Here is a 19,836-nt window from a genome sequence, read left to right as displayed (position 1 = left end):
ATTAGTGCGGTCGGCCGCGAGAATAAACAGCTTGTTTGCAACAGCATCGTGCGGCATCTGCACGAATGATCCAGCCAGCGCGCAAAGCGTATGCCGGTCAGTTCGCAAGGAAACAGGGGAAGCCGATGGCGGACACGAAGCGGAGTTTGCAGACGATCCTGCGCCAGCTCTATTTTGGCGACACGGTCGGGTCGCGGGCGTTCCGGTATGCGCTTTTGCTGTTCGACCTGGTCACCATCGGCTATTTCATCGTCTCGTCGATGATCGACAAGGACCGCATCCATCATGAGCTGGATTATGCGATCGCCGCGGTTCTTGCTCTCGACTATGTTGCGCGTCTGATCGCCGAAAGACGGCGGACCAAATACGTCTTCAGCTTCACATCGCTTGCTGATCTTGTCGTGATCGTCTCTCTGGTCGCTCCGGCCTTCTTCGAGAATTTCGCCTTCCTGCGCGTTGTGCGCATGCTGCGGCTAATGCGCTCCTATCACCTGCTGAAGGAGCTGCGCCAGGCGTCGAAGTGGTTCCGCCGCAACGAGGAGATTTTTCAGTCGGGCATCAACCTGATCGTCTTCATTTTTGTCGTGACGGCCCTCGTCTTCGTGGTCGAGAACGACCGCAACGCCAACATCAACAACTATCTCGACGCGCTCTATTTCACCGTAACCACGCTGACGACAACCGGCTTCGGCGACATCACCATGACCGACAGCGTCGGCCGGCTGATGACGGTGGTGATCATGATCTTCGGCGTCGCCCTGTTCCTGCGACTGGTGCAGACGATCTTCCGCCCGGCAAAGGTCAATCTGTCGTGCCCCGATTGCGGTCTCAACAGGCACGATCCGGATGCGGTGCACTGCAAGCATTGTGGCCGAATTCTCAATATTCCGACTGAAGGCACGTGGGACTAGCCACCTTGCAGGCCTTAAGCCCTCTCGCCGATTTGTGAAGACGAACCGCTGGACAAACGCCGTCCGGGAGCCATCCTTACCGGCGGAGCGGGGCAATGGTTTTTACCGTGCAAGGAGCACTTCATGTCATTGGCGACAGTTACCGGGTTTTCCAGACGCCTCGGCCTGCTGGCGGGCGCCGTGGTTCTGGCTCTGGGCGCATTCGGCGCACCATCGCACGCGGCAGGCACCGCAGCCTGCGGCGAGGAAAAACCCTGCGACGTCACGAACGGCGAATATTTCATCCACCTGCCGGAGAACCGGCCGGTCGACAAGCCTCTGGGTGCAATCTTCTTCCTGCATGGCCATCGCGGCAAGGCCATCAACGAGATCCGCAACCAGAGCTTCCGCAAGATGGCGGACGATCTGGGTGTTGCCTTCGTTGCTGTTCAGGGCATGAACGGCACTTGGTCTTTCCCGACAGCGCCGCGCAACCTGCGGAACGAACCGGCGTTCTTCGACAGCGTCCTTCAGGATCTATCCGACCGCTTCGGCATCGACCGAAGCCGCACCATGCTGTCCGGCTTTTCCTCCGGCGGTTTCATGACCTGGTACATGGCCTGCGAGGATTCCGGCATGTTTGCAGGATATGCACCGATCGCGGGCGCCTTCTGGGAACCTTTGCCGCAGTCCTGCGTGACGGAGACCCCCTATCTTTTCCACGTGCATGGCACGTCGGACACCGTTGTGCCGCTCGAGGGACGCTGGCTTGGCGGGGGCAAGTGGAAACAGGGGGACGTTTTCAAGAGTTTCGACGTCTGGCGCCGCAAGGACGGTCTCTCTGAAACCGCGCCGAAGACCCATACCGAAGGCAACCTCACCTGTGAAACCTGGCAGCCGAAACACGGCTTCCTGGAGCTTTGCCTCCACGACGGCGGCCACAGCGTGAGCGCCAGCTGGATCAAACGCGCCTGGAACGAGCTTGCCGAGATGAAGGGCTGGACGACCTAGGCAAGAACGAGGCGTGCGCTGAGCCAAGTTGGATTTCAAGGCATGACGAACTGGATGGGGGCACCAAAGATGGTTGGATATTCATAGGGTTGGAAACTGACCTGCCGCAAGAAAACCCTCTCCGTCGTCCTCCCGGGCGAGCACCGCGAGACCCGGGGCCTACTCGGTTCCAGGGCATCAATTGTCTCGCAACCGCTTCTCCTGGCACTTAGGTGTGTTGATCCCGACAATCCCTTTGCCCGGTCTGGGCCATTCCTCTGCCTGCCAGACGTTCTTTTCCGAACGCCCCTCCTTCTCGTTTTCTAACGAGAAAGTGAGGCGGCTTGTCCGGGGGGCTGATGCTGGCTTGTTGACGGCGCCCATCAGCCTGTGGCCTTTACCGGGAAACGTCATTTTGAAGGTGAGCCTTGTCCCAGCCGTCTCCTGCCGCATCCGGCGCCTTGTCCGGCCTTGTTGTCCTCGACCTTTCCCGCATTCTCGCCGGACCGACCTGCACCCAGATCCTGGGCGATCTCGGTGCGGAGGTGATCAAGATCGAACGGCCGGGCCGGGGGGACGACACGCGCGGTTGGGGACCGCCCTTCCTGAAAGATGGTGAGGGCAGGGAGACCGGCGAAAGCGCCTACTACCTTTCCTCCAATCGCAACAAGGCGTCCGTCGCCATTGATCTCGCCAGCCCCGAAGGGCAGCGGCTAATTGCCGATCTGGCGGCAAAGGCCGACATTCTGGTGGAGAACTTCAAGGTCGGTGACCTGAAGCGGCGTGGGCTTGATTATGACACGCTGAAGGTCCGCAACCCGCGCCTGATATACTGTTCCATAACCGGCTTCGGGCAAACCGGCCCCTACGCACAGCGGGCAGGATATGATTTCCTGATCCAGGGCATGGGCGGGATCATGTCGCTGACAGGCTTTGCGGATGAGGACGGCGGCACGGAAACCAAATGCGGTGTCGGCATCGCCGACGTCATGTGCGGGATGTATGCGACCGTCTCCATCCTCGCCGCACTCAACCACCGCAACAGCACCGGAGAAGGTCAGTCCATCGATATCTCGCTGCTGGATGCTCAGGTCTCCTGGCTGATCAACCAGGGTGTGGCCTATCTTACCTCCGGCAAGGTGCCGGGCCGCCTCGGCAACGGCCATCCCACCATCGTGCCCTACGAGACGTTTCCGGCGAGCGATCAGTCCTTCATTCTGGCAGTTGGCAATGACAGCCAGTTCGGCAAGTTCTGCAAGGTTGCCGGTGCGCCGGAACTGGCCGAAGATCCGCGTTATGCCAGGAATGCCGACCGGGTGCGCAACCGTGCGGAGCTGGTCCCGAAGATCCGGCGTCTGACAATCGAGAAGGCCGCGGCAGAGTGGATTGCCGAGCTTGAAGCTGCAGGCGTTCCCTGCGGCCCGGTGAACGATCTGGAACAGGTTTTTGCCGATCCGCAGGTGCTGGCGCGCCAGATGCGGATCACCCTGCCGCATCCGCTTGGCGGCGAAGTCGATCTGATCGGCTCGCCCATCAACCTGGAAAAGACGCCGGTTGCCTACCGCAGCGCGCCACCGCTTGTGGGAGCGGATACTGCGGATGTTCTGACCCGTCTGCTTGGACTTGGTGCAGACACCCTTTCCGATCTTGCCGGCAGAGGCATTCTCGACCTCGGCCCAACCCCGCCAGACACGGCGACTGAAGGACACAGCAGCAAATGACCACCGGTGCGGATATCATCGCAGGCAAACTTCACGCGGCAGGCTGCCGTCACGCCTTCGGCATTCCGGGCGGCGAGGTGCTAGCCCTCATGCAGGCGCTGGACGAGGCGGGCCTCAACTTCGTGCTGGTGAAGCACGAGAATGCGGGTGGCTTCATGGCCGAAGGCGGCTGGCATGCCGACGGCGCGCCAGGCGTGCTTCTGGCAACGCTCGGGCCGGGGGCGGCCAATGCGGTCAACGTCGTTGCCAATGCCTGGCAGGACCGGGTGCCGCTGATCTTCCTCACCGGGTGTGTCGACCAGGGAGAGGCGGAAAGCTACACCCACCAGGTGTTCGATCATCAACAGTTGCTGCGCCCCATCGTCAAGGCCAGCTTCTCTGCTCGCCTGGGCGCTCTGGACGTGATGATGGAAAAGGCGCTGGCCATTGCGCTCGACGGCCAGCCTGGCCCGGTGCACATCGACGTACCGATCCGTGTTGCCGAGGGGGAAACACAGGAAGCCTGGAGCCGTGTGTTCCAGTCTTCACCGGTCGCAACCGCACCGGTGCCCGGCCCGGATCTCGACACTGCGCTGGACCTTTTCAGAAAGGCCGAACGGCCGATTGCGATCGCCGGTGTCGATGCCGTCAACGAGGCAGCTTCGGCTGCAATTTCCGAATTCTGCGAAGCGTTCCAAATCCCGCTTGTCACCAGCTACAAGGGCAAGGGCCTGCTCGACGAAAACAATTCGCTTGCCCTTGGCGGAGCCGGCCTCTCACCCAAGGCCGATGGCCTGCTGCTGCCGCTCATCAACAAGAGCGACTGCATTCTACTGCTCGGCTACGACCCCATCGAGATGCGTATCAACTGGCGCAATCCGTGGGATGCCGACGCGCCTGTGGTCGACATCACTCCGGTGCTGCGCACCCATGGCATGCACAGTGTACGGTCAACGCTGCGCAGCGCAGTGCAGCCGGCGCTTGATCTATTGGGCGCCGCGCGCCAGCCGGCAAAGCCCTCCTGGCCGGAAGGGGAACCTGCCGCCGTCCGGGCCGAGCTGGACAAGGCCTTCGCACCGGAAGCGTCCGGCTGGGGCCCGGGCACGGTCTTCCACACGCTGCGCGCGGCCTTGCCGGCCGACACGGTGGCAACCGCCGACAGCGGTGCTCACCGCATTCTTGTCAGCCAGATCTGGCGCTGTCCGATGCCTCGTCAGATGCTGCAGTCTTCCGCGCTCTGCACCATGGGCTGCGCCGTGCCGCTGGCTATGGGCCATCGCGTTGTCGAAGGCGCGTCCCCTGTGATTGCCTTTGTCGGCGACGCAGGTCTGGAAATGTGCCTCGGTGAACTTTCCACCCTGCGTGACCTCAAGATCCCCGTCATCATCTGTGTGCTGGTCGACACAAGCCTGTCGCTGATCGAGTTGAAACAGCGCTCCAGCCAGCGCCCGAATGTGGGTGTGGATTTCGGCGAAACGGATTTCCCGGCCGTCGCCAGGGCCTATGGCGGCCACGGTGTGTGGGTGGAGGATGCAGAAACTTTGCACCGTGAGGCCGAGGACGCGCTCGCCCGCGAAGGTTTCACCCTGCTGGCCTGCCGGATTGAGCGGCGGGCATATGACGGGACGTTTTAGAGAAGGCTAGACCTAGCTGAGATTTGCGCAATGTCTCTGGACGTCACGATTTGATTAGCCAGTGGAAGGCATCCCGGAGAAAGGCCTGGCCGTTTTCGGACACCGGGGTGCCGTGCGCGATCAGAACCCTCTTGCTGGGCCAGTCCAAGATTTGCCGCACGGCAAACCGGGCGGCATCCCGGTTCGTGAAAGCGAGCCGGAATTTCCGTGGAACAGAAGGCGTTTGCCTTGTCATCAGGTCGAGGCGGGCTACCAGGGCACGCCATCCCTTGAACCAGCCCGGTGAAAACTGCTGCAGCAGATCCGCGAAGATAGCCGTGCCGCTGGCCCGGTGGAACAATACGGCTTCGCTGGTAATCCGGTTTCCTGGAACCACCACGACATCAATCTCTGCCTGCCAGCCGGGCACCGTGATGCCAGCGAGCTCGCCAGCGAAGACAAGATCCGGGCGCTTTTTACGCAGACCCGGTGGTGCGAGAATTTCGGCGTCGGGATAGGCCTGCTGCCATTCGGCAAGGAAGGTGTCATGCAGACTGTTCGGCGGAACGATGTATCGGACCGTGCCGAGCGCATCGACGGCACAACCGAGCTCCGGAGAAAAGGCAACGGGCGACCAGACGACTAACCCTTCGTTGGAAAGGCGGATGATCGCCATGCGCGTGGGATAGTGAAATCCGGCAGCGGCTCTCACTGTCGGGCCTTCCGCAATCCAGATTTCCGGTCCGAATTCCTCGAGCATCGCTTGGTTCCATTTGTTTACACGAGTGTAAAATTACACTAGAGTATAAAAATGACAAGTCTGAAACGCACCGAGCGCTCGCGCGCACTCATCCTCGATGCTGCGGAAATCGCGTTTCGCGAACTTGGGTTCGAAGGGGCTACGGTTCATGTGATTGCCGAGCGAGCAGGTCTGACGCGCAAGACCGTCTATAATCTCTTCGGGTCGAAGGAAGACATTGCTCTCAGCCTCATAGCGCGGGTGGAAGCCCGGGACACAGACTATCGTGACCGCATGGCCGAGGGGCAGCATGCGGTAACGTTGCTCGAAGCGGTGCTGATAGACAGTGCCCATTGGTGCATGGCCAACCCCGCAGTGGCGCGGCTTGCACTGGTGCCGGTTCAAAGACCTTCCCTCGAGCCACCGTCAGACCGCCCCTCGTTTCAGGGGCTCGTGCGGGACATCCTGGCTCTCGGCCAGGCCCAGGGGTTGATCCGCAAGGATGAAGGACCGGAATTCATGGCCCTGATCGTACTGGGTGTCTATGGACAGGCCATGCTGAACGGTTTGCAGGCTGGCGTGGTTCCAGAGGCAGACATTCGCAAGATTGTGCGACTTGTGGTGGAAGGCATTGGCGGAGTGACTGCCTGATGCATCCATGTGTAGCGACGCTGCCATTATTACCTAGTTCGCTAGCCTCCACGACGGGGTGAATTTTAATCAGTCTGGCAAGAAACCCTTAACCATCGAGCCTGAAACCGCCTGCCAAGCATTGTTACCCACTATCGGTGGTCGTGGGTGTCACACAATTTCCCCTATTCGCTGTGTCTGATTCACTTTCCGTGGGATGAGGAGTGATTGATGACGGAGAAGCGTGCCAGAACTGGCTACCCCTCTTTGGTGGTGGCCATATGTGGTTTTGTTGCACTTGGAGGTGTGATCGCGGTGCTCAGTGCCTGGTCGTTCGTCGGCCAGCGGCTGAAGGAAAGCCGCGACGCTGCACTTGCGGAAGCCGTCTCGGTCAGGGCCAGGGGTGTTGGGCTGGATTTTGCCCGGGAACTTCACCAGGATTGGCGCAATCTTCGGCTTGTTGCGGTTGAGATGACAGGGCGCGGCGAGCCTGCCGTCAGAACAGCATTGGATCTGATCGTCGCCGAAAAGGAGCGAATCTCCTGGGCCGGTCTTGCGTCGGTCGATGGAAAGGTCCTGACGGCCTCATCAGGCATGCTGGAAGGGGCCGATGTTTCCTCGCGCCCCTGGTTCACGAATGGACTTGGAGGAGATTTCGCCGGGGATGTTCATCCAGCCGTTCTTCTGGCGGAGCTGCTGCCACCCATTGGAAACGAGCCTCGCCGCTTTCTCGATATGGCAACGCCTGTAACGGATGAGTTCGGGTCGGTCGAAGGGGTGTTAGCCTTCCATATCAATCACCACTGGGTCGAGCAATATCTGACTGAAACCGCCCATTCCATGGGGCTGGATGTCTATGTGATCGACCGGACAGGGAACATTGTTGCACGAACAGATGGCCTTTCCGAGCCGATCGACAAGCTGCAGAGTTTTCGGTCCGCAATGACCGGTGCCCGGCAAACCGGGGTGGAGAAATGGCCGGATGGCGCAACTTACTTTACGACAGTGATCCCGGTGCTCGGCTATGCGGACCTGCCCGCATTCGGCTGGAGCATGATCGCGCGCATCAACAACACTGCGCACCCCATCGGCGAATTCACGAACCTTTTCATCGTCTACTTCGTGACCCTCGGCATCGTCCTTGCCGCTCTTACGGCCTTGTTCATCCTGATTTTCGTTCGACCTTTTCGCAAACTGGCAAAAACCGCCAGGGCTGTCATGCGCGGTGAGGACATCTACCCCTATGAAGCAAGGACCACGGCGGAAGCGAGCGTGCTGAGTGCGGCTGTCGCACGGTTACAAAACAAGATGCAGCCGTAAGATCTTGTGCTGTCAGCGCTGTGGCGCTGACAGCCTTTGTGCAAGGTCACCAAGCAACGCGCGGTACCGGGTTTTGGTTACGCCCGGGGCTTCTCCCGTTGTGTAGAAGCGGCGTAGCAGGGCTTCATGCTGTTCCGGTTGCGGCTCCAGCAGGAGGCGGGCGCCGTCGTCGTCCGGCATCGTCACAATGGCATTGACGATGCCAACACCGTCGATTTCGATCCGGACCGGGGTATCGTCGTGTATGGACGCACCTCGGATCCTGACGGAGTTCTGCGTCAATCCCACGATCCAGACCCGGGTTCTGCCAGTGTCTGAATGAAGAATGGCCCGTTCGGGTTTGTCCTGGAAATGGATCTCGCGCCTGGGAAGTTCCACGCAGACAATCATCGTCACGCCGAGGACAATCAGGTTGTAGAACGTCCAGAACATGATCACGAGCTTGCCATCGCCCGCGTCATTATACGCAAAGTGATCGGAGATGATGCCGAGCAGCAAGCCGAGAATGGTCAGCAGGAAGAACGTGCCGAAGAGGCCAATCAAGCGCCACTGAACGACCACACGGCTTCTGTCGCCGCCTTTTGCGGTCACCGAGAAGGGATGTCCCTTCGGAAAGAACAGTCCCGTGAAGGCGGCCCTGGTAATCGGCACTGCGCCGAGCAGCTGGCTGATGTCGTTGACGATCGGAACGACCAGGCCTCCGGACACAAAGTTCAAGGTGATCAGGATCCAGAGGTAATAGGTGCCGAAATAGCGCAGCACTTCCTGCAAGGTCGCATCGACGACCATGATGTTGAAGTACCAGTAGAGCAGCGGGTAGACGAGGATTGCGATCCGGAACGGAAAGTTGGTCGTCCAGTAAAGCACGCTGTCGATCACGCTCCACCGATCGGCAAGTCCCAAGCGATTGTTGGAAAAGGGGCCGAACCGGCTGCGGGCGATCTGCATCATGCCGAGGCACCATCTGGCGCGCTGGCTGATGTATTCCTTGAGACCTTCCGGTGCGAGGCCCTCGGAAAGGGCTTCATTCAGGTAGACCGTGTTGTAACCGGCATCCTTCAGGCAAAGCGTCAGAAGGAAATCCTCTGTAATGCTTTCCGTCGAAAACCATCCGATCTTCTGAAGCGCGTTCCAGCGGATGACGGAAGAGGTTCCGCAACAAAAGGCAATGCCCCAGGCATCACGCGACGGCTGCAGGTAGTCGAAGAAAAAGCGCTGTTCGTCCGGATAGGACCGGCTGAGGCCGAGATTGTGCTGGATCGGATCCGAGTTGAAGAAATGTTGCGGCGTTTGAACCAGTCCAACCTTTTCATCCTTGAGAAGAGCGACCGTTCTTTTCAGGAAATTGCTGTGTGGAACGAAGTCTGCATCGAGGACGGCAATGTAACTGGGCGCTGTATCTTCTTCGGCCATTTGGCGAAGCGCATGGTTCATGTTGCCTGCCTTGGCCCCTGTGTTTTCAGGCCGGCTGACGTAGGTAACCCCTTGCGCAACACAATAGTCCTTCAGCCAGTCGCGCCTGCTGTCATCAAGCACATGGACGCTGAAATCCGGATAATCGAGGGCAAGTGCTCCAACGATCGTCCGTTCCAGAACGTCCCGCTCTTCGTTGTAGGTGGGAATGAGAACGGCCACCTTTGGAGCGGGCTCCGGTTCCCACCAGTCTTGCTGCCGGTCTGCCTCCTGCTTGCGGTCGCGGTGCCTCGACAGGATAAGAAATGCACTGAGCGAGGACAGGCACGCTGCGCATTCGATCGCGAAGAAGGACCAGCTTGCGAGGCAGTCGAAGGTCAGGTCCAGCGGTGCGAGCGTGTAGGCGGCGCGCCAATACAGATATCGCGCTGTCAGCACGGCGCAGACTGCAAAGAGCAGGGCCCTGTGCCAGGTTTTTTCCCGGGACAGAAGCAAAGGAACAAGCATTCCAAGCGCCAGCACAAGGTTGAGCTGCACGATGCTGGAAACGGTGTCGCTTAGGTAAAGGACCGGGAACATCTCAGAGCCAGAGGGTGCGCAGGAAATCGAGAGGTCTTGCTTCGAAGAAAACCCGGCCCGTCCTTCCGATCGCACAGGCGAGTGCCGGATCTTCGCGGATTGCGGGTACGACAAGCGTCACGTCGAAGCGCTGCAGGTGTCTTTCGCTGGGCGCAACGGCAAGGTTTCGGTAAATCGTCTCTGCCCCGGAACCGGCCAGACGCGTGATTGTACCTTCCAGAACCTTCTGGTCGTTGCTCACGCGAAACTTGGCAAGGTCTCCGATCTTGAGGCGGTTATAGACGGATTCCGCGACACTCAAGGTGATGATCGTGGAGGTGCAATTCACCAGGCGCATCAACGGCTCGCCTCGTTCAACCGTCTCGCCGTTTGCCGTCAGCACTTCCCAAACGGTTCCGTCGACGTTCGAAATGAGTTTCGAGGAGGCCAGCCGGTTCACTCTCAGCCGCTCGACATTGATGCGATTGTCCAAGGCCTTTGCCTTTTCCTTTTCCGCATTGAGCAAGGCCTGGTTTTCGGATTGTTCCAGTGTCAGTTCCGAAATGCGTTGTTCGGAGTAGGGAGCATCATTGTAACCATCGCCCAGAAACGTTCCGTCTTGAGCCGCCTGCAGTTCGATTTCGACAACGGCCGCCCGTTGGCGTGCACTTTCCAGATCCTGCGCTGCAACCCTTTGCGTCGCTCTGATCCGCTCGAAGGAGGCTGAGGCCTCCAGGCCGCGATCTGTCAGCTGTTTGGAGCGCTGGAAAGCCGCCTCCGCCTCATCCCCCCTGGCTTCAGCAGCACCGATTTCGAAGGTCAAGGCACGCAGCTCCGCTTGAAGCTGCAGGATCCGCTGCTGCTGATAGCGCTCCGATCTCGCCTGCAAATCACTGACGGACTGTTCGATCGCGGCTATCACGGTCGACAGTCGGTCGACCTCGGCTGTCGCAAACGCCTTTTCGCGGATCATGTCGTTGAGGTAGATGTTGTCGACAAGGGGATCATCAATCGACCCCAGTTGTTCACCCTCTGTAACAGACGATCCGAGCAGCCGGTGCTCCAGCGTCAGTTGTCCGGCTGTCGGCGCCCGTACCGTTGTGAGCCTTGCATTGATAACCGCATCTGCGCTGGTGCCTGACAACTGCTCCCCTGCAATCACAAACCCCGCGGCGACGATGACCAGGCCTGCAAGCAACAATCTCAGAATCCGCATCGGACCTCTCAAATGAGTCTGTCGAGAATGAATGCCCCCAGCGCAAACTCCCGTATCGCGTGAAGCGTGTAAAGGGAGCTTCTTTGCATTAGTTAATATCCCGGGCCTGTGGAAAGAAATCCAATCTATTCAATCGACAAGGAGGCTTGGGCGAATTCGATCAAAGGTTGTGGAGGGAGGGAAATCGAAGCATTCCTGCATCCCGTGGCGCATGAGCGAGGCACGTCCTGATCCCGAAGGACAGTTTTGCAGACCCTTCAAGCCGACCTGACTCCACAGATTTTCTGGCAATTGCAGCGGTTTAAGACGCAGGGCAGTTCAAGCGTCAATTCATTGAGTATCGTCTTCTTGTAATCAGCCCGCCCGTGCGGCGTTCCAATCCGCAAGGTGCCGCAGGATTGGCACCAGGGCGAGGCCATCGCGTGTCAATGAATAGCCGGTTGCAACATGTGCCGATCGGGACACCAACCCATCTTTTTCAAGTTCGCGCAATGCCCGGACGAGGACGCGGCGGCTTGCAAATTCTAGGCGGCGCTGAATGTCCGGTAGGCCGCTATCCTTCTCGGACAGCACAATCAGGATCGACGCTTTCCATTGTCCGCTCACGGTCTGGAGGCCGGCTGCAAGATCACACCATCCGTGGAGGTTCCCTCGGTTTCGCTCCTGGATCGTCGACCAGGTCCGGCGGGCTGTGTCAAAATTGTCAGACTGGTCCATGCGCGGGAAACTCCGATAGGTGTCTCCCGAAACATGGAGACCACGCGATGTCAGTACAAGTTTTCACCGGATTTCATCACTCTGCGATCCGCTCGCCGGACCTTCAGCGCTCCGTTTCCTTTTATGAGGAAATCGGTTTCCACCAGGTGCACGACTGGAGACTGCCGAGCTACGGCATCGATCGCGCGATAATGATGCAGGCACCCGACAGGAAAAGCTGGATCGAATTGTTCGACCTGAGGGCCGAGATCCCGATGCAAGGTGTTGGTGCGCAGCAAGGGCAAAAGGTTTCGACAGGTGCGCTCGCACATCTCTGCTTGAGCGTGACGGATCTTGATCAGGCTTGCGTGCGGATTGTCGAAGCCGGTGCGAGGCATCTGCACGGCCCGGAAGCACTGACACTTGGCCAACCCGAAGTGCGGGTTCGCAACGCAATTTTTGAAGGGCCGGCCGGCGAGATCATCGAACTCTTGCAGACCGTTAGCTTCCCCGGTGATCGCTAGGTTTGGATAGCTCTCGGGAGATCGCGTCGCCCACTAATCCCGCCCGTTGTCCCAGGCCTTGAGCTGGTCCACGGCCCGTTTGGGGCCAAGGGTCAGGCGGTAGAAGTCGAAGAGACCCGGACGCACCGAGGCGAAAAAGTAATTGAAGTGAAGCGCAAAGAAGCGAAAGCGCAGGTAGCGAAACCTCTTTGCGGTCATTCGGTCCGGAATGCACACGCTGTACCGTCTGGGTTCCGGCAACGTCTCGCCCGATTTGTTCGGCTGCGCATAACGCGCCACAGGCGTGGTGCGGCCACCGCAAAGCGGGTCATGCGGGCCGTAAAGATCCGTCCAGTCGACACCGGACCGTGCCACCGCCGTCATGGCATCACCAAAGCCGTCTTGCGCCCCGAACCCGCCGAGGCAATCGAACGCCGGTCCCATCGTGACAAAAGAGAAGCCGCCGGGGCGTCGAACGATATCCGGCTGCCGGCGCAGGACAGCGGCAAGAATGTAGATCGCCACGAACGTGCCGCAGCTGTGCGACACGAACACCAGGTCCGTATCTTCGTCCGCTTCCGCGGCCGCGGCAACGATGAGGTCGGCGCTTTCTTCGATACGGGCAAGCATCTCGGGGTGGTCGTTACGGGCAAGCCGGGCCATGAAGTGCCAGCTGTTGACCAGGTACCGGAAGTAGGACCTGGGTTCCAGCCAGGTCATGAGCAGGTAAACCGCGAGCATCCACGCCGCGCTGCCTCCCAGCAACACGGACCAGGCGATTTCTTCGGCATGGCCTTGCCGAACCGCCGCGCCCACATTGCGCAGAATGACCGGTGCCAGAAGAATGGGTGGCAACAGGCTGGCCAGGAAATAGAGAAGCAGTCCAACGGGGGGATAAAGACAGAAGACCCCATGCGCCCAGTTGCTTTTCAATGCAGCCCGATATCCGCCCGCCTGGGCGATCATCATGAAGGACCGGATGGCATCTGCAATCGTGCGTGGCCAGGAGCGCCGAAAATCGGCCTTGATGACGTCCCGCCAGCCAAGCTGCACAAACGTTGTCTCGACACGGCTGTCCGGCCAGTCGACATGCCCGCTCCAACTGGCCGTGGTGCCGCCGGGATCAAGACCTTCGGTGAGCTGGGAAAGGGCACCGTTCACCTTCCGGATCTTCAGGAGGGTGTCGAACTCCTTGCGGAGCAACGGGAAGCAGTAACGGGCCGGACGCAAATCATAGCCAGGAAAATAGATCACCAGTCGGTTCAGGCGGTTCTTTATTTTTCTCTCCTGACAATACTGCTCGTTTAACCGGTCTTTGCGAGCCGGCTATTATTCTTGTTCGGACAGGTTCCATCGACTTCCCCAGCCTGCGGATCCAGCATGCACCAAACGACATGGAGGCGGCACCTGGCAAGGTCTGTTCCCCTCTTTGCCCACTGGACTTTCGTTTCGCCGTCACTATGCTGCACCTGCGAAAAGAAACCCCGGGCGGGAAACGGGGTCGCGGGAGGATGAAACAGATGATCATCTGCCGGACGAAGGCGGAGATGCGCGAAGCTGTGCGAGGCTGGAAACGCGCGGGTGAAACCGTCGGGGTGGTGCCGACAATGGGCTATCTGCATGAGGGCCATCTCGGCCTCGTGCGCATGGCGCGGCAAAAGGCAGGCCGCGTGGTTGCCACCATTTTCGTCAACCCCACCCAGTTTGGCGCCAATGAGGATCTGTCGACCTATCCGCGTGATGAAGCGCGTGATCTGGCGCTTCTGGAGGCGGAAGGCACCGACGCCGTGTTTCTGCCGAGCGTTGAGGAAATGTACGGCGTCGGCGGAGATACCTTCGTCGAGGTTCCGGGCCTCTCCGCCATTTTGCAGGGCGCTCTCAGGCCTGGTCATTTCCGGGGTGTCTCTACGGTCGTCACCAAGCTCTTCAACATTGTCACGCCGGATTTCGCTGTCTTCGGCGAAAAGGACTATCAGCAGCTGACCTTGATCCGGCAGATGGTCCGTGATCTCGACATGCCGCTGGAAATCGTGCCGCACAAGACGGTGCGTGAGGCAGATGGGCTCGCGATGTCGTCGCGCAACGTTCGCCTGACGGCGGCGCACCGGGCCGACGCTGTCCAGCTCAGCCGGTCGCTCAGCGCTGCGGAGGAACTCGCGAAATCGGCCCCGGCAATTTCGGTGCTGGAAGCTGCTGTCCGCAAAAGCCTTGCCGAAGCGCCCTCGGGAAAGGTGGAAAGCGTCGACATTCGCGATGCGGAAACCCTTGAAGAGCTTTCCGGCATGCTTGACCGCCCGGCCGTGGTGCTGCTGGCCGTGCGCTTCGGCACTGTTCTCCTGATCGACCAGCGGGTGATTGCACCTGCCGCCTGACAATCCGTCTCAAGCCCCTTATCGAAAGGACGCCGCATGAGCACCCAGAAACCCGTTCGCCGCATCACGGCCCCGCAGATCACCCGCCGCAAGGGCGGTGATCCCATCGTCTCGCTGACCTCCTATCACGCGCATACGGCGGCCATCGTCGACAAATACGCCGATTTCATCCTGGTGGGTGACAGCCTCGGCATGGTCATGCACGGCATGGAATCCACCGTCGGTGTCTCGCTGGAACTGATGATCATGCACGGCAAGGCCGTGGTACGCGGCACCAGCCGGGCGCTGGTGGTGGTCGACATGCCGTTTGGCACCTATGAGGAAAGCCCGTCGGTGGCCTTCCGCAACGCTGCCCGCGTGATGAAGGAAACCCAGTGCGGGGCCGTCAAGCTTGAAGGGGGTGCGCGCATGGCCGAAACCATCCGCTTCCTGAGCGAGCGAGGCATTCCGGTGATGGCCCACATCGGTCTGACGCCGCAATCGGTCAACGTCATGGGCGGTTTCAAGACGCAAGGGCGCGACGAGGACAGCTGGGCCAGCCACGAGGAAGACGCAAAGGCCGTTGCCGAGGCCGGTGCTTTCGCGCTGGTTCTGGAAGGTATGGTCGAGCCGCTGGCGGCGAGGATCACCAAACAGATCGCGATACCGACCATCGGAATCGGAGCGTCCGCGGAGTGCGACGGTCAGATCCTGGTGCTGGAGGACATGCTCGGCCTTAATCCGACGCCACCGAAATTCGTCAAGGTCTACGGCAATCTTGGCGGCCAGATCGAGGCAGCGGTGAAAGCCTATTCGGAAGAGGTCAAGGACCGCAGCTTCCCCGGTGAGAGCGAGGTTTACCGGTAAGACCAGTTTTTTACCTCTCGGTTGGTCATCCCGGACGCAGTGAAACGGAGATCCGGGATCGGGGCGCCCGTGCCTTGCCTTTTGCACGTGTGCTCACACCGACCGCCGGTGGCTCTCCGATCCCGGCTCGCGCTGCGCTTGGCCGGGATGACGATGGAGTGGGTTTGCCATGGTGTTTCACGAAATATCTGGCCGCGTGACTTCTCTCCTCTCAGTTGGTCATCCCGGACGCAGTGAAACGGAGATCCGGGATCGGGGCGCCCGTGCCTTGCCTTTTGCACGTGTGCTCACACCGACCGCCGGTGGCTCTCCGATCCCGGCTCGCGCTGCGCTTGGCCGGGATGACGATGGAGTGGGTTTGCCATGGTGTTTCACGAAATATCTGGCCGCGTGACTTCTCTCCTCTCAGTTGGTCATCCCGGACGCAGTGAAACGGAGATCCGGGATCGGAGCGCCCGCGCCTTGCCTTTTGAACGCGTGCCCACGCCGACCGCCGGTGGCTCTCCGATCCCGGCTCGCGCTGACGCTTGCCAGGATGACGACGGAAAGGTTGGTTTTCCGGCGCTAACCGATGGAATGAAATTAACGCCCGATTTCCGGCTGCAGTGAATTCTCGCCGGGCGTAAGGTCGGGTCATGCTTATGACCCGACCCAGTTTCGACATGCTCTATGAAGCGCTTCTGAACCGTGATCCGTCCTACGACGGACGCGTTTTTGTCTGTGTAGCTTCTACCGGGATTTTCTGCCGGCTAACCTGTCCGGCGCGCAAGCCGAAGCGGGAGAACTGCACCTTCTATGACACCGTGTCCGAATGTTTTGACGCCGGTTTCCGCCCTTGCAAGCGCTGCCGTCCAACCACGCCGGAGGCCACTGCCGACCCGGTGGTGAAGCCGTTGATCGAGGCACTGGAAAAGCGTCCATCCTACCGCTGGGGCGAACCGGATCTCGTGCGCATGGGGTTCGACACCTCAACGGTGCGCCGGGCCTTCAAGCGGCATTTCGGCATGACCTTTCTGGAAATGGCGCGCCAGCGGCGCCTGCAGGAAGGGTTCTCGACACTTGCCGACGGCGGCAAGGTGATCGATGCGCAGATCACGGCCGGGTTCGACTCGCCGAGCGCGTTTCGCGAAGCCTTTGCCAGGATTCTTGGCCAGTCTCCTGGGGTCTTTTCCGCCAAGCCCCTGCTTTTCGCCGACTGGGTGGCATCGCCGCTCGGTCCGCTGATTGCCGTCACCGACAGGACCCAGCTGCATCTGTTGGAATTTCTCGACCGAAAGGCCTTTCCGACAGAGTTCAGGAAGCTGCAGACCTACGCCAAGGGTGAGATCGGCTTTGGGCGAACGGAGGTCACCGACCAGATCCAGGGAGAACTCGATCGTTTCTTTGCCGGAACCGGCGGCCAATTCCAGACAAGGCTTGCCCTTCACGGTTCTGCCTTCACGCGGGATGTCTGGCGCGAGCTGCTGACCATTCCGCCTGGCGAGACCCGCAGCTATTCCGAACTGGCAAGGGCGCTGGGGAGGCCGGAAGCTGTGCGGGCGGTTGCCCGGGCCAACGGGGCCAACCAACTGGCTCTCGTCGTGCCGTGCCACAGGGTGATCGGCGCGGACGGCTCCCTCACCGGGTATGGTGGGGGGCTCTGGCGCAAGCAACGCCTGATCGAACTGGAGCAGAGCTACCGGCAGACCCCTGCTGCTTGACGGTGCTCGCCTTGCCCTCGTTTTGGTTCGGCGTGTTAGTGGTCGAAGCGGACTGGCACCTGCATGTTCATGCGCGCAACACGAATATCACCCGGAAACTTGGGCATGGGCGAAGCCCTGCGCACCATGTCGAGCGCGGCCTGGTCCAGCACCGGGTGCCCGGAAGACCGGGTCACGCGAATACCGGAAACAGCACCGTTGGATGAAATCGTGAAGCCGACACTCACCGTTCCCTCCAGTCTCTGACGTTTCGCTTCACGGGGATAACGTTTTGCGCGGCGCAGTTTGGCCACCACCTTGCCCTGATAGTTGGACGTTGCTCTGGTGCCGCCATCATTGGTACGGGCATTCGCCCGGCCATTGGTGTTGGATTTTGCGTTCTGGCTGGTGACGCGTTCACCACCCTTTCGGGCGCTGGTTTCCACACCCTTCCTCTGCGCTTTCACAACCTTCCTGGCTTTTTCCCGCTCTTCGGTCTTGGGGGCTTCCGCATTTCGCACGGGCGGCTTGGGTTTGCGGTTCGGTGTCTGCGTGACCTCGGCCAGCGGATCGGCAACAGGCTGTTGCACTTCGGTTTGCAGGTCCACCGGCTGAACAGTCTCGACCGGTGCGGCTGGCTCCACCCGTGCAATTTCGACAGGTTTTTGCTCCGGTGCCGGCTCGACTGGCTCTACTGGCGGCTTGACCGGTTCCGGTGTGACACTGCCCTGCAACGTTTCGGACGCCGTCGCCACCTCCGGCGTTGTCGCCGGCGCTTTCACCGGTTCCAATGAAGTAACGCTTGCGACCATCGGAACGGACGGAGCAGGTTCTGAAGCTGGCGTGTCAGGCACTGCCTCGGCAACGGCCGGGCTTGGCTGCACTTCTACCGGTCTCACCGGCGTGCCGGACCGCACCTCGGGCTTTGCGGTGTCCACCTGTACTTCTTCGATTGGCTCTACGTCCGGCTTCACGTCCTCGACAGGCTGAGGATCGGCTACGGCATCCACTTGTGCTCCGGCTACAAGATCCTCGATGGACCCGATCACCGAAACGCCGCCGCCTTCAGAAGCTGCAATGGAGATCTCATTCGGATCTTTCGCGAAAAAGGCGGCGCCGGTGCCGTGCAGCACCAGAGAAAGGATGGCCCCGGCAGCCAGGAAACGCGCGAAACTCACTTAGAGCCTCTTCTTGTTATGAGCACGATGTCGGTGCGTCCGGCATCCTTCAGCTCGCGCAACACCTTTTCCAGGGCGTCCGCCTTCAGCGTGCCGTCCGCAGCCACCTTGATCGGGCCGTCAGTGCCGCCTGGCTCTTCCTGCTGCGCAAGCCAGTCGGCAACGTCGACTTCAGCCTCTCCGGCAAAGGTGCGGCCTTGCGGGTCAACAATGAGTGCGCCGGTGGACCGGATGGTCTCGTCTTCCAGTATGTTCAGCGGCGGTTCGATTTTCCTGGCATCGTCCCGGGCAACCGACCCTGCAAACAGGAAGAAGATCAGCATCAGGAAAACGACGTTGATCAGCGGAATGGTGTTTTCCGGCGGTTCGCGGCGCTGTGGGGATTTCGTGCGCATGAGGTCACCTATTGTCCCGTCACCAGAACGCTCTTCAGCCCGCTTCTGCGAACCTCGGACATGACATCAACCACGTCCTGGACGTTTGCATCCGGGCCGGACCAGATCGCGACGACACTGTTTTCCTTGAGCGCGGAAAACAGTTCCGCCATGTCCGCCTTCATCAGGGGGCGGCCATTCAGGTCCAGCTTTTCCGACGTGTGAATACGCAGATAGGCGGGCCTTTCCGCCGCGCCGCCACCTTCAGCACCGCTGGAAATGTCCAGCGACTGGTACCGTGTGAAGCTGGACGCCAGCATGAAGAACAGCAGCAGCAGGAAGATGACGTCGATCAGCGAGGTCAGGCCGACGGGCTTGCGCCGCACTCTTGCTTTAAACTGCATGCCTCGTCTCCGAAGCCTCCAGGGCCACGATCCGGGCCGCACCGCGTTCGGCGATCGCCCCGGTGAAGAACGCCGTGACCAGCGCTTCCATCTCGGATTGCTCCGCCTCGATACGGCTGTCGAACCAGCCGACAATGGCCGACACGGGTATTGCGACCGAAAGGCCGACGGCGGTCGTCAGCAAGGCTACCCAAATACCGCCGGCGAGAACGGAAGGGTCCACCGCCGCGCCGGCGCCCTGCATGGCCTGAAAGGCCTCGATCATGCCGAGTACGGTCCCCAGAAGGCCGATCAGCGGTGCAGTCTGCGCGATCATGTCGAGCGGGCGAAGGTATGCCCTCAGCGTGTTGATCCGCTGAATGCAGATCCGCTCGACGTCCTCTTTCAGAAGCTCGGTCCTGGTGTCGCTGCGAGCGCTGCCCTGCACGAGCTTCAGCATGATGTCGGCAACCACGGATTTTCCGCCGGACGCTATCGTTTTCGCTTCCTGAGGCCGGCCGTCCAGCCAAAGGTCCAGCGCCTTGCGGGCAGTACCGAAACGGCCGACACCCAGATACAGGAACTGCAGCAGCTTGGCGGCAATCAGCGCTGCCGCCACCAGGGAAAGGGCAAGCAGGAACAACACCACCGGGCCGCCCTGATCGACGAGGCCGGTCAACGGAGACAGGAAGTGCGGCAGGGCCGCGGTAGGGACATCAGGCATTTTGATCACGCT

At 60.4% G+C, this 19,836-nt stretch carries 19 protein-coding genes; 10 read left to right on the top strand and 9 right to left on the bottom strand.

Annotated elements, in window-relative coordinates; genetic code table 11:
* The first annotated feature begins 125 nt into the window (after positions 1–125).
* The 4 genes from B0E33_RS08330 (at position 126) to B0E33_RS08310 (ending at position 5,214) form a co-directional block, all read left to right on the top strand.
* The gene (locus B0E33_RS08330; RefSeq protein ID WP_055659316.1) at positions 126–911 is read left to right on the top strand and encodes an ion channel; all 786 of its coding nucleotides are present in this window, start codon (positions 126–128) and stop codon (positions 909–911) included.
* Positions 912–1,034: 123 nt separating this feature from the next.
* Positions 1,035–1,901 carry a CE1 family esterase gene (locus tag B0E33_RS08325; RefSeq protein ID WP_208984392.1) on the top strand — a complete coding sequence of 289 codons (867 nt, stop codon included), beginning with the start codon at positions 1,035–1,037 and terminating at the stop codon, positions 1,899–1,901.
* A gap of 407 nt (positions 1,902–2,308) precedes the next feature.
* Positions 2,309–3,601, top strand: coding sequence for a CaiB/BaiF CoA transferase family protein (locus B0E33_RS08315; RefSeq protein WP_077290924.1), 1,293 nt, complete (start codon positions 2,309–2,311; stop codon positions 3,599–3,601).
* Positions 3,598–5,214 (top strand): thiamine pyrophosphate-binding protein, encoded by a 1,617-nt coding sequence (locus tag B0E33_RS08310; RefSeq protein WP_077290923.1) that lies wholly within the window; start codon positions 3,598–3,600, stop codon positions 5,212–5,214. Before B0E33_RS08315 ends, B0E33_RS08310 begins: the two co-directional genes overlap by 4 nt.
* A gap of 43 nt (positions 5,215–5,257) precedes the next feature.
* Here the strand turns inward: B0E33_RS08310 and B0E33_RS08305 are convergent, their stop codons facing one another.
* A complete protein-coding gene (locus tag B0E33_RS08305; RefSeq protein WP_077290922.1) occupies positions 5,258–5,953 on the bottom strand; it encodes a DUF4336 domain-containing protein in 696 nt (231 codons plus the stop codon).
* Between the two features lie 51 nt (positions 5,954–6,004).
* Between B0E33_RS08305 and B0E33_RS08300 the strand changes: the two genes are divergently transcribed.
* Positions 6,005–6,583, top strand: coding sequence for a TetR/AcrR family transcriptional regulator (locus tag B0E33_RS08300; RefSeq protein ID WP_077290921.1), 579 nt, complete (start codon positions 6,005–6,007; stop codon positions 6,581–6,583).
* 210 nt (positions 6,584–6,793) lie between these two features.
* The gene (locus tag B0E33_RS08295) at positions 6,794–7,882 is read left to right on the top strand and encodes a cache domain-containing protein (RefSeq protein WP_077290920.1); all 1,089 of its coding nucleotides are present in this window, start codon (positions 6,794–6,796) and stop codon (positions 7,880–7,882) included.
* Between the two features lie 12 nt (positions 7,883–7,894).
* Here B0E33_RS08295 and B0E33_RS08290 read toward each other — a convergent pair whose 3' ends face one another.
* The 3 genes from B0E33_RS08290 to B0E33_RS08280 form a co-directional block, all read right to left on the bottom strand.
* On the bottom strand, positions 7,895–9,874 hold the full coding sequence (locus tag B0E33_RS08290; RefSeq protein ID WP_077290919.1) for a glycosyltransferase family 2 protein: 1,980 nt from the start codon (positions 9,872–9,874) through the stop codon (positions 7,895–7,897).
* Position 9,875: 1 nt separating this feature from the next.
* Positions 9,876–11,069, bottom strand: coding sequence for an HlyD family secretion protein (locus B0E33_RS08285; RefSeq protein ID WP_077290918.1), 1,194 nt, complete (start codon positions 11,067–11,069; stop codon positions 9,876–9,878).
* 354 nt (positions 11,070–11,423) lie between these two features.
* On the bottom strand, positions 11,424–11,786 hold the full coding sequence (locus B0E33_RS08280) for a winged helix-turn-helix transcriptional regulator (protein WP_077290917.1): 363 nt from the start codon (positions 11,784–11,786) through the stop codon (positions 11,424–11,426).
* A gap of 47 nt (positions 11,787–11,833) precedes the next feature.
* On the opposite strand from B0E33_RS08280, the gene B0E33_RS08275 reads away from it, so the two are divergent.
* Positions 11,834–12,289: a VOC family protein gene (locus B0E33_RS08275; RefSeq protein ID WP_077290916.1), complete on the top strand. Its 456-nt coding sequence runs from the start codon at positions 11,834–11,836 to the stop codon at positions 12,287–12,289.
* A gap of 33 nt (positions 12,290–12,322) precedes the next feature.
* On the opposite strand, the gene B0E33_RS08270 is transcribed toward B0E33_RS08275, so the two are convergent.
* On the bottom strand, positions 12,323–13,522 hold the full coding sequence (locus B0E33_RS08270) for a hypothetical protein (RefSeq protein ID WP_077290915.1): 1,200 nt from the start codon (positions 13,520–13,522) through the stop codon (positions 12,323–12,325).
* A 266-nt stretch (positions 13,523–13,788) separates the two neighbouring features.
* On the opposite strand from B0E33_RS08270, the gene panC reads away from it, so the two are divergent.
* The 3 genes from panC (at position 13,789) to B0E33_RS08255 (ending at position 17,186) form a co-directional block, all read left to right on the top strand.
* A complete protein-coding gene (gene panC / locus B0E33_RS08265) occupies positions 13,789–14,640 on the top strand; it encodes a pantoate--beta-alanine ligase (RefSeq protein WP_167579628.1) in 852 nt (283 codons plus the stop codon).
* A 36-nt stretch (positions 14,641–14,676) separates the two neighbouring features.
* Positions 14,677–15,486, top strand: coding sequence for a 3-methyl-2-oxobutanoate hydroxymethyltransferase (panB, locus tag B0E33_RS08260; protein WP_077290913.1), 810 nt, complete (start codon positions 14,677–14,679; stop codon positions 15,484–15,486).
* Between the two features lie 635 nt (positions 15,487–16,121).
* Positions 16,122–17,186 (top strand): bifunctional transcriptional activator/DNA repair enzyme AdaA, encoded by a 1,065-nt coding sequence (locus B0E33_RS08255; RefSeq protein ID WP_077290912.1) that lies wholly within the window; start codon positions 16,122–16,124, stop codon positions 17,184–17,186.
* 35 nt (positions 17,187–17,221) lie between these two features.
* Here B0E33_RS08255 and B0E33_RS08250 read toward each other — a convergent pair whose 3' ends face one another.
* Genes B0E33_RS08250 through B0E33_RS08235 form a run of 4 tightly spaced genes read right to left on the bottom strand, consistent with a single transcriptional unit; the run spans position 17,222 to position 19,824 of the window.
* Positions 17,222–18,343 (bottom strand): energy transducer TonB, encoded by a 1,122-nt coding sequence (locus B0E33_RS08250; protein ID WP_077290911.1) that lies wholly within the window; start codon positions 18,341–18,343, stop codon positions 17,222–17,224.
* Positions 18,340–18,738, bottom strand: coding sequence for an ExbD/TolR family protein (locus B0E33_RS08245; RefSeq protein WP_062490616.1), 399 nt, complete (start codon positions 18,736–18,738; stop codon positions 18,340–18,342). The genes B0E33_RS08250 and B0E33_RS08245 overlap by 4 nt, the downstream gene beginning before the upstream one ends.
* Positions 18,739–18,746: 8 nt before the next feature.
* A complete protein-coding gene (locus B0E33_RS08240; protein WP_055657393.1) occupies positions 18,747–19,121 on the bottom strand; it encodes an ExbD/TolR family protein in 375 nt (124 codons plus the stop codon).
* Positions 19,111–19,824 carry a MotA/TolQ/ExbB proton channel family protein gene (locus tag B0E33_RS08235; RefSeq protein WP_208997786.1) on the bottom strand — a complete coding sequence of 238 codons (714 nt, stop codon included), beginning with the start codon at positions 19,822–19,824 and terminating at the stop codon, positions 19,111–19,113. The genes B0E33_RS08240 and B0E33_RS08235 overlap by 11 nt, the downstream gene beginning before the upstream one ends.
* Positions 19,825–19,836: the final 12 nt, after the last annotated feature.

Source organism: Roseibium algicola, from assembly GCF_001999245.1.
Classification (GTDB): Bacteria; Pseudomonadota; Alphaproteobacteria; order Rhizobiales; family Stappiaceae; genus Roseibium; species Roseibium algicola.
Note: the sequence above shows the minus strand (reverse complement) of the source record. Positions and strands in the feature narration are given on the sequence as shown.

Coding starts and splice junctions, on each gene's coding strand:
- B0E33_RS08330 (WP_055659316.1), top strand. CDS start 126: ATGGCGGACACGAAGCGGAGTTTGCAGACGATCCTGCGCCAGCTCTAT.
- B0E33_RS08325 (WP_208984392.1), top strand. CDS start 1,035: ATGTCATTGGCGACAGTTACCGGGTTTTCCAGACGCCTCGGCCTGCTG.
- B0E33_RS08310 (WP_077290923.1), top strand. CDS start 3,598: ATGACCACCGGTGCGGATATCATCGCAGGCAAACTTCACGCGGCAGGC.
- B0E33_RS08305 (WP_077290922.1), bottom strand. CDS start 5,953: ATGCTCGAGGAATTCGGACCGGAAATCTGGATTGCGGAAGGCCCGACA.
- B0E33_RS08300 (WP_077290921.1), top strand. CDS start 6,005: ATGACAAGTCTGAAACGCACCGAGCGCTCGCGCGCACTCATCCTCGAT.
- B0E33_RS08295 (WP_077290920.1), top strand. CDS start 6,794: ATGACGGAGAAGCGTGCCAGAACTGGCTACCCCTCTTTGGTGGTGGCC.
- B0E33_RS08290 (WP_077290919.1), bottom strand. CDS start 9,874: ATGTTCCCGGTCCTTTACCTAAGCGACACCGTTTCCAGCATCGTGCAG.
- B0E33_RS08285 (WP_077290918.1), bottom strand. CDS start 11,069: ATGCGGATTCTGAGATTGTTGCTTGCAGGCCTGGTCATCGTCGCCGCG.
- B0E33_RS08280 (WP_077290917.1), bottom strand. CDS start 11,786: ATGGACCAGTCTGACAATTTTGACACAGCCCGCCGGACCTGGTCGACG.
- B0E33_RS08275 (WP_077290916.1), top strand. CDS start 11,834: ATGTCAGTACAAGTTTTCACCGGATTTCATCACTCTGCGATCCGCTCG.
- panC (WP_167579628.1), top strand. CDS start 13,789: ATGATCATCTGCCGGACGAAGGCGGAGATGCGCGAAGCTGTGCGAGGC.
- panB (WP_077290913.1), top strand. CDS start 14,677: ATGAGCACCCAGAAACCCGTTCGCCGCATCACGGCCCCGCAGATCACC.
- B0E33_RS08255 (WP_077290912.1), top strand. CDS start 16,122: ATGCTTATGACCCGACCCAGTTTCGACATGCTCTATGAAGCGCTTCTG.
- B0E33_RS08245 (WP_062490616.1), bottom strand. CDS start 18,738: ATGCGCACGAAATCCCCACAGCGCCGCGAACCGCCGGAAAACACCATT.
- B0E33_RS08240 (WP_055657393.1), bottom strand. CDS start 19,121: ATGCAGTTTAAAGCAAGAGTGCGGCGCAAGCCCGTCGGCCTGACCTCG.
- B0E33_RS08235 (WP_208997786.1), bottom strand. CDS start 19,824: ATGCCTGATGTCCCTACCGCGGCCCTGCCGCACTTCCTGTCTCCGTTG.